This window comes from Cerasibacillus sp. JNUCC 74 (assembly GCF_053667775.1).
Map to the genome: position 1 here is coordinate 1,728,141 of NZ_CM132207.1, position 13,991 is coordinate 1,742,131.

Consider the following 13,991-nt stretch of genomic DNA (forward strand, 5'->3'; position numbering starts at 1 on the left):
TTATTAGCCTCCTAGCCTTTTGATTTAAAAATTAATGCTCCAATCACACCGAAAATAATCGCTGAGGAAATACCAGCACTTGTTACTTCAAACATTCCAGTTACTACACCAACTAGACCGTGGATTTCAGCCTCTTGCATAGCGCCATGAACTAATGAATTACCAAAGCTTGTAATAGGCACCGTTGCACCTGCACCAGCGAAATCAATTAATGGTTCATATAGACCGAAACCGGATAAAATTGCGCCTGATACGACTAATATAGTCAATGTTTGTCCAGGGTTTAATTTAAAAACATCAAATAAAAGCTGACCGATTACACATATTAACCCGCCAACTAAAAATGCCCAAAAAAAGATCATCATACATCACTTCCTGATTCTATAGCTACTGCATGTGCAATACATGGAATTGGGTCGTTTTGCTGTATGCTTAACGGTGAATGTAGTGCACCTGTAGCTACAACTAAAATACGTTTTAGTTCTCCATTTTTCATACGATTTAACAAGTGGCCATATGTTACTACAGCAGAACAAGCAGAACCACTTGCTCCAGCTTGGACTGGCTGATCTTCTCGATAGATGATTAAACCGCAATCTACATATTGGTCTTCTTTAATATTTAACCCTCTTTCCAGTAATAAGTCATAGGAAACTTCTCGACCGATACGACCTAAATCACCAGTGATAATTAAATCATAATAGGAGGGATCAATACTCAAGTCTTTAAAATGATTTTCAATGGTATTGACAGCAGCAGGTGCCATTGCTCCTCCCATATTAAATGGGTCGGTTATTCCCATGTCTACTATCCTGCCAATTGTAGCGGACGTAATCACCGGTCCCTTGCCCTGCTGAGCTATCAAAGAGCAACCGGCACCAGTAACTGTCCATTGTGCAGTTGGCGGTTTTTGCCCCCCATATTCTGTAGGGTAACGGAACTGTCTTTCGGCGGAAGCGTTATGACTTGATGTCCCGCTAAGAATATAGTTGGCCCCTTTATTATTAATAATCATTGCTGATAGGGCGAGGCTTTCCATCGAAGTAGCGCAGGCATTAAATAAGCCGAAAAAAGGGATATTCAGTGTTTTTGCTGCAAAGTTAGTAGGTGTAATTTGATTTATTAAGTCCCCGCTTATAAAGAATTGAACTTGATCTTTTTCAATTGGACTTTTTTTAAGCGCTATTTGACAAGCTTCTTCCATTAACGTTTGCTGAGCTTTTTCAAAAGATTCTTGTTTTAACCACATATCTTCATGTAGCAAATCAAAATCTTTAGCAATCTTTCCATCAGCTTCGAATGGTCCACCCACTGTACCTGTAGAAATAATCACCGGCTTATTAGCAAAAACCCATGTTTGATGTCCTTGTAACATTATAGCCCCCCCCAAATGATGAGGATTGTTTTAATAAGCGCTACGACAAATGCTGCGAATACGCCATATACGATTACGGGCCCTGCTAACTTTAGCATATTTGTACCAACTCCGAGAATAAAACCTTCTGTTCGATGTTCAATTGCTGAAGCGATGACCGCATTTCCAAACCCTGTAACAGGTACAGCAGAACCTGCACCAGCAAATTGACCAATTCGATCATATAAACCAAATCCAGTTAGCAACATAGTGATAAAGATTAAAGTGGCTACAGTTGGATTACCAGCTGTTTGTTCTGTAAAACGAAAAAAATACATGTAAAAGGTAGAGATAATTTGACCGATGAAGCAAATAAAACCACCTACTAAAAAAGCTTTGACACAATTTTTAAAAATGGGTCTTTTTACTTCTCTTTGTTGTTGAAATGCTTGGTATTCTTGAGCTTCAGGTGGTGCATTTTTCTTTTTCTTATCCGCCATTTTATACTCCCTCTTTCCATTAAGTTTGTTCTTTAGACAATTCAATGAGTCGTTTAACTTCTTTTTTTATTTCTTTTTTAGTAAGTTTGTTTTCTTGGATTTGCTTTTCTAATTTTTCCAGTTCTATAACAATTTTTTTATCAGTTGATAATTCTACCTTTAAATCGGGAAAACTTTTTTTCATCTTTTTCTTGAGTTCTTTACGAATATCCGCCAGCTTAAATCGCTTCATATGTTCAATTTCTATGGTTAATAATAAAACCTTATTTGTATTAACAGCATTAATTTTTGTTATTTCCGGGTAATGACTAAGTAAGTCTTTTGCTTCATTCGCTGGTTTTTGACTGACGGGTTGTTCCGTAGAGATTTTTGCTAAATCTATTTTTTCATTTTTCTGATTTGTTGGGGGCTCTAGTGCGGAATCATTCCCACAAGCAACTAATGACACAACTAAAGCTACCATTCCCATCCATTTGCCAATTTGCATTATTTCACCTACTTTAATGGAGTAAAAGGAGGCTGGGGTGATGAACCAGCCTCACTTCAACAGTTGTTTTGGTTTTAAAAGGTTGTTCAAAAACCCTTCAAAAATAGAAATTTGTTGGCTTGTTTCCGGCTACTCATGTATTTAAGTGATAGACTCTTTCGTCAAAACTACGCCATCTTGAAGGAAAAGGGCGTGTGAGTATCGGCGTTGCAACAGGATAGAAGTATGCTTCGACAGCTCTACATCGACGCAGAAAAAGTGCTTTTTCTTTTTCTAGGATACGAAAAACGTCAAAGCAATACATCTCTTCAAGGATGCCTGCGTTCTTAGCCGACCTTAGTCCTTTTGACCTCTTTTTTGAACATGCACTTTAAAAACCTTTATATTGAGGTTCTTCTTGTTCAATTTGCTGTATGCGTGGTTCTATACTTTGTAAGATAGCCATCGTTTGTTGAGCAGCGTTTTCGTATAGCTGCTTTGCTTGTTTATTTTCTGTTTGTAAAGCAAATTGTTCAAAACTGGCTTGAGCACTTTTAAGACCAGCAACTGTTTGCTTTATTTGACTTGATACAGTCATATAGGTTTCCTCCTTTTAAACTGTTCATTAGTTAGAATGAGTTGTTAACGTACGAAATATACAGAGGATGTTTTTCCTATTATCACCAGTTATTACTAATCTTTTGGAAGCCAAACAGGCAAAGTAGGAAAATAAAGAGGAAATTCTTTGTTTTCAATGAAAAAAGTACTAAATAATGAAACTTTTTCGAGTGAAATTTCGTCTTATATACTAAGTGGGAGTATAGGAGGATAGTTCGTGAAGAGGAAAATAACCTTACTATTGGTCATCATTGGTTTATGTTCTATCTTAATTATGGTTGGGGGTATTGGTCACCGTAATATAACGATAAAAGAAACGACAAAATCGAAGGAGGTAGGAGATTTTATTTTACATATGTACATTGAGAATGCAGATGAAGGTATTAAGGTATATAGTTCCCTGCAATATATTGGAGAGGGGACCATTAAGTTAAAACATCAGGAGCCGTTAATATCTGTTATTTCAGGAAATCAACGTCATTTCTTTTCCGGTGAAACAAAAACGAAACAGCTTAATCATGGAAATATTTATCATCCATTTAGTGATGGAAATGAGTTTGAAATTTCAAGGAAAACAGCAAATGAACTACACTTTGAAGCCCGTTTTAAGGTAGATGATGAAGAAATTATTATTAAACATTCAGAAAGGCTGCAATTTGAATAGCCAGCATTCTTAAAAGGAGAATACTGGCTATTTTTGTTGCTCAAGAAATAATAAAATTGTTCAGGGAGAAAATATTTGTATTGAGTTTATCCACATTCAGATCCTAGCCCCTCAAGATTGTTTCAAACCTAAGTAAGACGATCCTCTTGTTATGATTCCAGTGCTTGTCGAGGCGAATCAAGACGCTTATCCCTTTTTGTTTTTTTATTTTTTATTTAAATTTTTGTGGTGTAAAAATGGAGTTACATCCATACGGATAGGATTAGAAAATTTACGAATGATTTGATTTGACCAATTATCTGTACGACGATTTTGTTTACGTTTTTCGTAATACTTTTGTAATTTTGCATCAAATTGCTTAATAAATGGAAGTTGTTGTTCAAATGGTTGATATTTATTTTCATGATAAACTACTTCAAACGGCAAACGCGGCTTCTGTTCAGGCTCATGGTTTGGATAACCTACAGCTAGTCCAAATAAAGGCACAACTCGTTCAGGTAGTTGAAGCAATTCACTTACACGATGAATATCATTTCGTAAGCTTCCAAGAAAGCATATTCCTAGCCCTAAATCTTCAGCTGCTATGGCTGCATTTTGGGCAGCAAGTGCCGCATCAACAGTCATTACAATAAATTGTTCCGAGGATGCTAGACTTTCTTCCATAGCAGTTTGTTGTTCCGTAGTTCCTAATTGCTCTACCCGATGCAGATCACCACAAAAAACAAATAAGTGTCCGTTATTTTGAACATAAGGCTGACCGGAAATAGCAGTGAGTTGTTCTTTTATCTTTTCATCTGTTACTCCAATAATCGTATAGGCCATTACATAACTAGAAGTAGAAGCCATTTGCGCTGCATCAACGATTGTTTTAATCTGAGCTTCTGTAAGTGGCTGATCTTTAAACTTGCGAATAGATCGGTGATTCATAATAGTTTGAATTGCTGAATTTGTCACGTTTATTCTCCTCTTTAATATACTCCTCTATATCATAAGAGGTTCTAAATTTTACTGTCAATTGGAATGCTCTAATAAAGAAGAAGTAATATCAAAGTGAGGCTTTTTTTGTTACACTGATCTTATAGTAATGTTCAAAAATTCCGGTAAAATTAAAGTGGTTTAGGCTGAAGTAAGGTGACGCTGTAAAATAATGCGATTTGTTCGCTCGATGAACGTATTAAAGCATAACGAGCTGAAGAAACAGACAAACTGTGGTGAATTTTACAAAGCACTCTACTTTAAAATAAAGTTTGCTTAAACCCTGTTTCGATAAATAATTATAATTAAAGGAGATGGGAGTAATGAAAACCTTTAAACTAAAGTTGTTAAACATAATGGAAGAAAAAGATGGAGAAATTATGCCACATAAAATTGAACTATTAGATGGTTTAATTATTAATCGGGAGGATGAAAATAATCAATGGACAATAGAAGCATACCTGGACAAATCGTACTTGCCTTTTTTTGAAGAACTCTGGAAGCAGAAGTCGGAAATCTTGATTCAAGTAAAAATTACCAAGGAGAGTAACGATACTGCAACATTCATTACCACGATTATAGATATAAATGAGATTGGCTCGCATATAAATGTTTTATTTTTAGGAAATATTGTCGATAAAAGAAAGGCAAGTATTGAAGCTCTCTTAACTACATTAATCGACAAGGGATATCAAGGAGAAGAATTGTTGGATAAATTTAAAGAAATTATGTAACAATCTTTATCAAGCTCATCCTCCTAAAAAGGCATTTTTTCCCCCATGTGAGGCAAGTAACACTCCTCCTGTAAGTTATAAAAGAGTACAAAAAGTCTTATCGGGGAGATGTCTGATTCGTTTGGTTGACAAGGCAGGAAAAACTTCGCCAGCGACACAAAGTGATTTTTCAAGGAAAAAAACACTCCTTGAATGAAGTTTCACTTTATCCCGGATGTAAGGATCCGTATTTTTCTCCATTCAAAATGAGCTAATGATGTTGCGAACAAGATGAGAAAAACGGTTCCTAAATCCCCGATTCGTTCAACTAGCATTCAAGGAGAAAAACACTTCTTGAATGAAGTTTCACTTTATCCCGGATGTAAGGATCCGTATTTTTCTCCATTCAAAAATGAGCTAATGATGTTGCGAACAAGATGAGAAAAACGGTTCCTAAATCCCCGATTCGTTCAACTAGCATTCAAGGAGAAAAACACTCCTTGAATGAAGTTTCACTTTATCCCGTCAGAAGATCTCCGGTTTGTACGCCGCTAACTTGAGCGCTTCTAGCTTATGTTCTTCTTATCAGTAAGGGATGAAGATAAAGCCTAACTGAATAAAGCAGCTTTGTTTTCTCTATTCGTCCAAGTTCGGTGTAAGCAATGTATTCTTATAAAAGAACAACTCAGATCATTTTGACTAGAAAGCTGTAGACATTATTTAAACAGAGAAAGAAGCCTCATTATGTAAAAGAACTATTATTATAAAATATGGGCATTTTCCATTATCCCCTGTTATAATATATCTTAGATTTTTACTAACAGATACTAACTATGATAGTTAATAAGGAGTAAATTATAATGCAATACCAAAAGCCAGTGTTTCGCTGGGGGAATCGCTTATCACCTGTACAGGTTTTATTATTATTTTATTTTTTAGCAGTATTATTATCAACAGTAATTATGTCATTGCCTGTTGCATATCAAGATGGGGTGGATATTGCTTTTATTGATATCATTTTTACTGCAGTTAGCGGTCTAAGTGTGACAGGATTAAGTTCTATAAATCTTTCAGAAACATTAAGTACAACTGGAATTATTTTCCTTGCTTGTATACTCCAGCTTGGTGCGGTTGGAGTAATGGCTATTAGCACTTTTATCTGGCTATTATTAGGTAAAAAAATAGGCTTAAAAGAACGTAGATTGATTATGGCAGACCAAAATCAATCTACGTTTGGAGGAATGGTTCGATTAATAAAACAAATTGTTTATGTGCTTTTAACGATAGAAGGGATCGGCTTTCTTGTCTTAGGAACCTACTATTTGAAATATTTTGATTCTGCAGGCGAAGCTTATTTACATGGACTCTTCGGTACAATTAGTGCTATATCAAATGGAGGATTCGATATTACCGGCGCATCATTAATTCCATTTAAAGATGACTATTTTGTACAATTTATAAACATGTTGTTAATTATTTTTGGGGCTATTGGTTTCCCGGTATTAATTGAAGTAAAAGAATACATATTTGCAAAATCTGAGCAGCGAAAGTATATCCGATTTAGCCTATTTACGAAAGTGACAACGACCACCTTTATGGCACTGATTGTGGTTGGGGCAATTGGTATGTTTTTACTGGACATAACTAATTTTTTTGCCGATAAATCTTGGCATGAAGTGTTATTTTATTCGCTATTTCAGTCCGTAACGACGAGAAGTGGCGGAATATCAACGATGGATGTTAGTCTGCTCTCAGAACCAAATCATTTGTTTATGTCCTTGTTAATGTTTATCGGAGCTTCACCAAGCAGTGCAGGGGGAGGTATTCGGACTACTACGTTTATATTAGTCGTGATTTTTATCATAACATATGCAAGAGGAGGAAAGAGTATTCGACTGTTTAATCGTGAAGTATATGATGAAGATTTATTAAAAGCAGTAACTGTAACGTTAATGGCATTGATACTTATATTCACCTCCATCCTAATCATGGCTATTGTTGAACCATTCACTCTAACTGAGATTCTATTCGAGGTAACCTCAGCGTTTGGTACAGTCGGATTATCATTAGGAATAACGAGTGATTTAACAGTAATTAGTAAATTAATTCTCATGCTGTTAATGTTTATTGGACGTGTAGGAATTATTACTTTCCTATTCATTTTTAAAACAAATAAAAAAAGTGGTAACTATCATTACCCAAAGGAAAAATTAATTATTGGCTAAATTTATCAGTTGGGGGAAATAGTATGCCTGGACAGAAAAATGTTCTACCAATTGCTCCATGTATTCTGGATCATCTAAAAGAAGCGATACTGCTAACAGATCAAAACGGTATCATTGTGACCGGCAATCCATCTGCTTATAAGTTATTAAATACAGAATGTGCTGTGAATAAGCGAATCGATGAATTTATAGATATGTCGTTTGGTGCATTTGAGGAAATGCATCAGCTAGTTGAACTGTATAAAAACAAAGGTACGTTTATCGAATTAAAAGGAATCAAGGTTGACGATACGTATTATTGTTTTTACTTAAAGGTATTACGAATTTCCGATAAGGTTTGGGAATTAAAACAATATATGACTAACTTTATGGCTAACTATCTCGAAGGAATTATTATATATGATGAGAATAGTGGTGCAATTATTGATTGTGACTCAAATTGCGCTACTATGTTTCGTTATACAAAGCGGCAATTACAAACGAAAAAGCTGACAGATCTATTTACTAATGACAGTTTACATGCATTTCATAAAAACTATCATATACAAGGGTTTATTCACGAGTTAACAGCATTTACCAAATACGGAGATCAATTTTATGTGGAAATGCTGCAATATCCATTATTAAAGGAAATAATGGTTAACGTTTGCTTATTAAAAGATATGACGGAACAAGTAAGAAATAAAAAGCGGATTGAATATTTAGCTTATTATGATGAGCTAACTGATTTACCTAATCGCAATTATTTTATACGTGTTTTACAACAAGCAATTGAACAAGCTGCCATTATGAAACAGGAGGTGGCTGTATATACATTAGATCTAGATTACTTTAAAGAAGTAAATGATATATTGGGATATTCGGTTGGTGATGAACTAATCCGTTATAGCGCCCTTCGATTGAAGAACTTTTTACAATCTGATACGTTTGTTGCACGTATGGCGGGAGACGAATTTATCATACTACAATCTGGTATTAATAATAAAAAAGAGATTATATCATTTGCCGAACGGTTAATTCGGACGTTTGAACATCCGATTAAAATTAATGGCTATGATATTTACACATCTGTAACAATAGGAATTAGCCTATATCCTAAACATGGAGAAGAAGCAGAAGATTTAATAAAACATGCGAATTCAGCCATGTATGATAACAAAAATAAACATCGGAACAACTATAAATTCTTTGAACCTGCCATATCAAAAAAATTTCAATCTACAATCACGCTAGAAAGTGAACTACGTGAAGCGATTAAAAATGAACAGTTAGAACTTCATTACCAACCGCAAGTGGATTTTCAAACGAATCGTATCGTCGGGATGGAAGCACTGTTGCGCTGGAAGCACCCAGAAAAAGGATGTATCCCTCCAAACGAGTTTATTACGATTGCAGAAAAAACAGGATTGATTATTGAAATTGGTGAATGGGTCATTTATGAAGCCTGTAAACAAAATAAAGCATGGCAGGATGAGGGATTTGAACCTTTTGTTATTAGTGTAAACCTTTCAGCAATACAATTTCATCAAAAGGATTTAATTTTAAGAATAAAGCATATCTTAAATCGTACTAAACTTGATCCAGCATATTTGGAATTAGAGATAACAGAAACAATGGCGATGACGAATGAACAAGCTGCACTACAAATATTGCATAAATTAAGAGATTTAGGGATTCTTGTCTCCATTGATGACTTTGGTACAGGTTACTCATCGTTAAAATTACTCAGCCTTTTTCCGATCTCCAAATTAAAGATTGATAAAATTTTTATGGAGAATAGACATGAGGAGAATCAATTAATTGTTAAATCAATTATCCATTTATGTCATTTATTAAACATGCGAGTTGTAGCAGAAGGTGTAGAGACGGAGGAACAGTTTGCTTTTTTAAAGGCACAACAATGTGATGAATTGCAAGGGTTTTATTTTAGTAAACCATTACCGCCTAATGAGGTTTCACGTCTATTGACAAAACATCATTAATGTAAAAAACATAACAGCTCGTGCACATTTATCGGCACAAGCTGTTAATCGTATTAATAGAAAAATGCAGCACCTACAATGATCAATAGAATAAAAAGTACTACAATTAGCGCAAAGTTACTTCCATAACCGTATCCGCCATATCCATATCCTGGATGGCAACAGCCTCCACCACCAAATCCGAAGCCCATAATTTCACCTCCTAATCTTACAGTTATACAATATGCGTTTGTATAGAATTTGTTTGGACGTTTAACCCAATTCTATTTCACTCATTGATGAAATTTTGTTTTTTAGCAGAAGCTGATTGGTTCATGTAATTTTTCTAACACTAGCCTTGTGTTAAAGAATTACAATCTTTTTTAGCTAGAAGCGGTCGTTTAGCAACGTTTAAACAGGATAACTCCTAACGGGATAAAGTGAAACTTCATTTCTTGGGATGTTTTTCCCAAGAAATGTTAGATGAACGAATCGGGGATTTAGGAACCGTTTTTCTCATCATGGTCGTAACATCATTAGTTCATTTTGAATTGAGAAAAATACGGATCCTTACATCCGGGATAAAGGAAACATGCCTTTGCAACAGGGGTAGCATGATGCCGAGGCTTTTAGTCGCTTTCCTTTAGATTTGAACCAATATTGACTTATCGTAGAAAAGGAGGGAAGTTTCTAGAGCTTGACCACATAAGCTAGAAGAAACGATTTTCAAAAAATATGTCCATGAGAAACGAATATAGGTTCTAATACAATTCAAAAAAAGAGGGGAAAAACCCCTCAGGTTGTTACAATACAGTTAAATGTCAATTTACAATTTCTTTGCCGCAATGCTAAAGATCTTTAATTGGTCGTTTTCATATTTTGTTATAAACGTATAATTATATGTGGTTTTACTTGGCTTTTCTTCCTTTTTAGAACGTGTTTCGATGGTTACTTTTAATGTCGTTTTTACCTGATTACTGTCTGTCGCCATGCTCTTTGGCTTTTCATCGTTTATTTTAATAAAATCAATGTAACGATCTCGAAATTCAGCATATGAGGTTTTTGAAAGCATTTCGCTGCTTAGAAGTGTATAGGCATTAACATAATCTCTTAACTCAATACTGTCGAGAAAGTAGGAGATTAAATATTCTGCGTCTTGTTTTAGCTCTTTCGGGTCTGTGGTGCTAATAATATCTGAAGTACTGGCAAAATCTAATTCATCTGTTTGTGCTTTATTAGACCATATTTCAATTTGTTTAATTACATCTTTAATTGGAATACTAAATCCAATTGTCCCATCCTTGGTTCCAACTGAATTTACACCTATAACATTACCGCTGTTTCGGTCAATTAAAGGTCCACCACTATTTCCTTCAGCAATTTGTGCAGAGATTTGAAAAGCATTATTATAGTTAAAGCCATCAACAGCAAAATCACGTTCTTTACCAGAAATAATCCCTAAGGTTACCGTGTTTTGGAAACCATGCGGACTTCCCAGCGCCATTACCTCATCTCCTACTTCTGGTGTTTTTTCTTTTTCTACTGTTAGAAAATCTCCTGCAAGTTGAGGTACACGGATAACAGCAATATCTGTCTCCTCGCCAATACCTACAACTGCTGCTGGGTAAACTTTTGCATCAGCAGTTCTAACATAAATGACATCCGAACCTTTAATTACATGCGCATTGGTAATAATGTCGCCTTTTTTGTTATACAGAAACCCGGAGCCTGTCGTTGTACTGTCTTTCGTTTGCCCTTCGATTTGTATCACATTCTTTTCGGCTTCATGAATAATCGATTTTAAATCAAGTTCCTTTGTATTTGTAATTTTATTAATAACAGGATTACTAATTACAATATTTTCGTGTTTTGATTGTTGAAACAAATAAACAATTACAATGAAACCAATCATAAGAATAGCAGCTGATAGAATGATGGCAGCATATTTATTTTTGTTCACGTGATGTTCACCTCATTAGTAATAGCTTTATTACTCTGTATACCATGTTATTGCCTTGACTTCAGCTTTTAGATTCATATACTTTTCATCCAGGTCATAATGGGTGAATTCAAATTTCCCTTTTTCATTGGGATATAATTCATCTGGATAGATATAGACCTCATTTGTTAATATCTCTTTCCCCTTTTTAGTTAAAATAGCATATTTCACCACTATCGAGTTAATTGGGATCGCGGCCTTATTTTGCACCTGACCTTTAACAACTATATTTCCCTGATCGTCGTTAGTAAGGTCGATGTTTTTTAAGGTTATCGCATTTGATTTATTTGCTTGTTGCTCTTGACTTGCAGTTGACATAGCTTGTTCGATCCTATTTTGCTGTGCTGTTTCAAAGGCTATCTTTTCTTTATCAATTGTAGTTTGTAAGCTTAATAATTTTTCTGACTCTGGTGCATATTTCAATCCATCTTTCACAATCAATTGGGCATCGTTGAATTGTTTATTATTCAACTGTTCACTTGCCTTAGTAAATACGAAACTAATAATTTGATTTCGGATATTTTCCGTAATTGTTGATGCTTCACCTGTTTCGATGGATGCTGCTTCCCACAATAACAGCTTCAGTTTATCAATATTAGGCTCTTTTTCTAATTCATACTTAATCTGATTTAGTTTAATAGTATTGCGTTTTTTTGTAATTAATTCAATAATTTGATTTACAGCTTCGCCATTAAAATTTTTTAATTTCTGTTCGGGTTTGTTAAGCATCGTTAATGCTTGTTGAAACTGTTTCTTTTCCATGAGTGTTGTAGCTTCTTTTATAACGGCTTGAATAGATAACGCAGTATCCATAAAATCCAATGAGTTTTGCGCTTGATAGAAATTACTTTTATGATCCAACGCTTCTTGAAATAAAGTTTTAGCTGTTTGATAATCTTGTTTCAAGACCTTTTCTTCACCTTCAATATATAGATCCTTGGCTTTTGCGGTGTTGATTTCCAGTATGATATACGTAGAAAGGAAGGAAAGCAAAACGATAGCACTTGATAATAATGGTGATTTCCAACGTTTTATCCATGGAGATTTATTATTAATTCGATTATATCGATCTTCAGGAAGATATTTACCACATTTTACACAATAGTGCTCATCCTCTTTTGTTTGTGTCCCACAATAAGGACAATAGACCATAGTAATCACCTGCTTGATAAAATTTAAGTTATACGTACATGTGTGCATGTGTGTTCAAAAGAATGTTTGAACAAACCCTATAACGCAATCCATAATGAAAAATAATATATAGTTACGTGCAGTTAGTCAATCATTGTTTCAATTAGAGAAAAACATGTTAAACTTCTAACAAAGAAAGTTTCAATTTATCCCGCATGTAAGATGCCATAAGTTTCCCACTTCAAGACTTGAGTTCGTGCAAAGGGTCTAAGTGGGAGAAAACGGCACCTAAATGCCCGAATCGTTCGGGTCGACCGGATGTCAAATCATAAAGGCATTTTAACAGGACAGGCTATGCTTCGACAGCACTACATCGCGATTTTTTAAGGACATGGAAAGCGACGTATCGATGCATTGCGATTTTTCAAGGACGCCTGCGATGTTAGCCTTTGTTCTACTTTTATCAGTGGAAAATAAAGGAAACTCCTACGAAATAAAGTTTCACTTTATTTTAGCATACTTTAGCTTTTCTCGGCGATCAGAAATTGGTATGATATATAAAGATATACTTATCATAAAAAGTATCAATAAGATTGGTTTCTTTAGAGGGGGTGCAGTTTATGTGGGAGATAGCATTTGGGGTACTTTGTTTTGGGATTATTTTGTTAAATATTGGCTATTGTATTTTTGATAGAGAAAAATAGACGAGTAAATCCAAACAAGGTCAGACTTTGTCTGACCTTGTTTGGATTTCATAGTATTGGATAAATTATGCAAGATCTAAGTGAGGAATAAAGTTTACTTTATCTAGTCAGTGTCCATTGGTCGAATGGAAAAATAACAAATTCAGAACGTCCAATAATTTCATTTTCTTCAATAAACCCAAGTCCATTACGGCTGTCTTTGCTAATTGCACGATTATCTCCCATTACAAAATAGCTTCCTTCTGGTATTTTCTGCGGGCCAAAATTACCAGTTTGTCGTTGGGCATCCTCATCGAGAAATGTTTGTTCATATTGCTCCCCATTTATATATAAATTACCACTATTAATCTCAATGGTTTCTCCGGGTAGTCCAATTACTCGTTTCACATAATTTTTATACGGTTTTTCAATAATAACAATGTCTCCGCGCTCTGGCTCATCAATGATATAAATGATCTTATTAAAGATAACCCTTTCTCCGTCTTGAAGCGTGGGGTCCATACTTTCACCTTCAACTATGGAAGTTGCAAAGATGAACGTCTTTAAAAAGAAAGCAATCAAGATAGCAATAATTAATGCTTTTACCCATTCCAACCATTCATTTTTCTTTTTTGATTCTGACACCGAAGACATCCTTTCCAAATAACATTTCATTATTATAGTAGCACACAGCAAGAAACT

The 13,991-nt window shown here is 34.9% G+C and carries 14 protein-coding genes; 4 read left to right on the plus strand and 10 right to left on the minus strand.

Going from position 1 to position 13,991, the window contains the following annotated elements:
• Nucleotides 1-11: 11 nt before the first annotated feature.
• The 5 genes from spoVAE to JNUCC74_RS07545 all read right to left on the minus strand — a co-directional run bounded on the left by spoVAE (nucleotide 12) and on the right by JNUCC74_RS07545 (nucleotide 2,918).
• The gene (spoVAE, locus tag JNUCC74_RS07525) at nucleotides 12-362 is read right to left on the minus strand and encodes a stage V sporulation protein AE (protein WP_454067856.1); all 351 of its coding nucleotides are present in this window, start codon (nucleotides 360-362) and stop codon (nucleotides 12-14) included.
• Nucleotides 362-1,375 (minus strand): stage V sporulation protein AD, encoded by a 1,014-nt coding sequence (spoVAD, locus tag JNUCC74_RS07530; protein ID WP_454067534.1) that lies wholly within the window; start codon nucleotides 1,373-1,375, stop codon nucleotides 362-364. The genes spoVAE and spoVAD overlap by 1 nt, the downstream gene beginning before the upstream one ends.
• Nucleotides 1,375-1,854 carry a stage V sporulation protein AC gene (gene spoVAC, locus JNUCC74_RS07535; protein ID WP_077320251.1) on the minus strand — a complete coding sequence of 160 codons (480 nt, stop codon included), beginning with the start codon at nucleotides 1,852-1,854 and terminating at the stop codon, nucleotides 1,375-1,377. Before spoVAC ends, spoVAD begins: the two co-directional genes overlap by 1 nt.
• Before the next feature lie 19 nt (nucleotides 1,855-1,873).
• Complete coding sequence (locus JNUCC74_RS07540; protein ID WP_454067535.1) at nucleotides 1,874-2,341, minus strand: YhcN/YlaJ family sporulation lipoprotein; 468 nt, start codon at nucleotides 2,339-2,341, stop codon at nucleotides 1,874-1,876.
• A 370-nt stretch (nucleotides 2,342-2,711) separates the two neighbouring features.
• Complete coding sequence (locus JNUCC74_RS07545; protein WP_077320253.1) at nucleotides 2,712-2,918, minus strand: DUF1657 domain-containing protein; 207 nt, start codon at nucleotides 2,916-2,918, stop codon at nucleotides 2,712-2,714.
• Nucleotides 2,919-3,155: 237 nt separating this feature from the next.
• Between JNUCC74_RS07545 and JNUCC74_RS07550 the strand changes: the two genes are divergently transcribed.
• Nucleotides 3,156-3,602 carry a hypothetical protein gene (locus JNUCC74_RS07550; RefSeq protein WP_454067536.1) on the plus strand — a complete coding sequence of 149 codons (447 nt, stop codon included), beginning with the start codon at nucleotides 3,156-3,158 and terminating at the stop codon, nucleotides 3,600-3,602.
• Between the two features lie 204 nt (nucleotides 3,603-3,806).
• Here JNUCC74_RS07550 and nfsA read toward each other — a convergent pair whose 3' ends face one another.
• Nucleotides 3,807-4,556 carry an oxygen-insensitive NADPH nitroreductase gene (nfsA, locus tag JNUCC74_RS07555; RefSeq protein WP_454067537.1) on the minus strand — a complete coding sequence of 250 codons (750 nt, stop codon included), beginning with the start codon at nucleotides 4,554-4,556 and terminating at the stop codon, nucleotides 3,807-3,809.
• 344 nt (nucleotides 4,557-4,900) lie between these two features.
• Between nfsA and JNUCC74_RS07560 the strand changes: the two genes are divergently transcribed.
• From JNUCC74_RS07560 to JNUCC74_RS07570, 3 genes are all read left to right on the plus strand, one after another.
• Nucleotides 4,901-5,311 (plus strand): YwpF family protein, encoded by a 411-nt coding sequence (locus tag JNUCC74_RS07560; protein ID WP_454067538.1) that lies wholly within the window; start codon nucleotides 4,901-4,903, stop codon nucleotides 5,309-5,311.
• Between the two features lie 839 nt (nucleotides 5,312-6,150).
• On the plus strand, nucleotides 6,151-7,515 hold the full coding sequence (locus JNUCC74_RS07565) for a TrkH family potassium uptake protein (protein WP_454067539.1): 1,365 nt from the start codon (nucleotides 6,151-6,153) through the stop codon (nucleotides 7,513-7,515).
• Nucleotides 7,516-7,538: 23 nt separating this feature from the next.
• Nucleotides 7,539-9,497, plus strand: a complete 1,959-nt coding sequence (locus JNUCC74_RS07570) for an EAL domain-containing protein (RefSeq protein WP_454067540.1) — start codon at nucleotides 7,539-7,541, stop codon at nucleotides 9,495-9,497.
• 53 nt (nucleotides 9,498-9,550) lie between these two features.
• On the opposite strand, the gene JNUCC74_RS07575 is transcribed toward JNUCC74_RS07570, so the two are convergent.
• From JNUCC74_RS07575 to lepB, 4 genes are all read right to left on the minus strand, one after another.
• Nucleotides 9,551-9,691 carry a YjcZ family sporulation protein gene (locus tag JNUCC74_RS07575; protein ID WP_454067857.1) on the minus strand — a complete coding sequence of 47 codons (141 nt, stop codon included), beginning with the start codon at nucleotides 9,689-9,691 and terminating at the stop codon, nucleotides 9,551-9,553.
• A 611-nt stretch (nucleotides 9,692-10,302) separates the two neighbouring features.
• On the minus strand, nucleotides 10,303-11,436 hold the full coding sequence (locus JNUCC74_RS07580; protein ID WP_454067541.1) for a S1C family serine protease: 1,134 nt from the start codon (nucleotides 11,434-11,436) through the stop codon (nucleotides 10,303-10,305).
• 30 nt (nucleotides 11,437-11,466) lie between these two features.
• Nucleotides 11,467-12,627, minus strand: coding sequence for a zinc ribbon domain-containing protein (locus tag JNUCC74_RS07585; RefSeq protein WP_454067542.1), 1,161 nt, complete (start codon nucleotides 12,625-12,627; stop codon nucleotides 11,467-11,469).
• Nucleotides 12,628-13,409: 782 nt separating this feature from the next.
• On the minus strand, nucleotides 13,410-13,934 hold the full coding sequence (gene lepB / locus JNUCC74_RS07590; RefSeq protein ID WP_077320261.1) for a signal peptidase I: 525 nt from the start codon (nucleotides 13,932-13,934) through the stop codon (nucleotides 13,410-13,412).
• Nucleotides 13,935-13,991 lie beyond the last annotated feature (57 nt).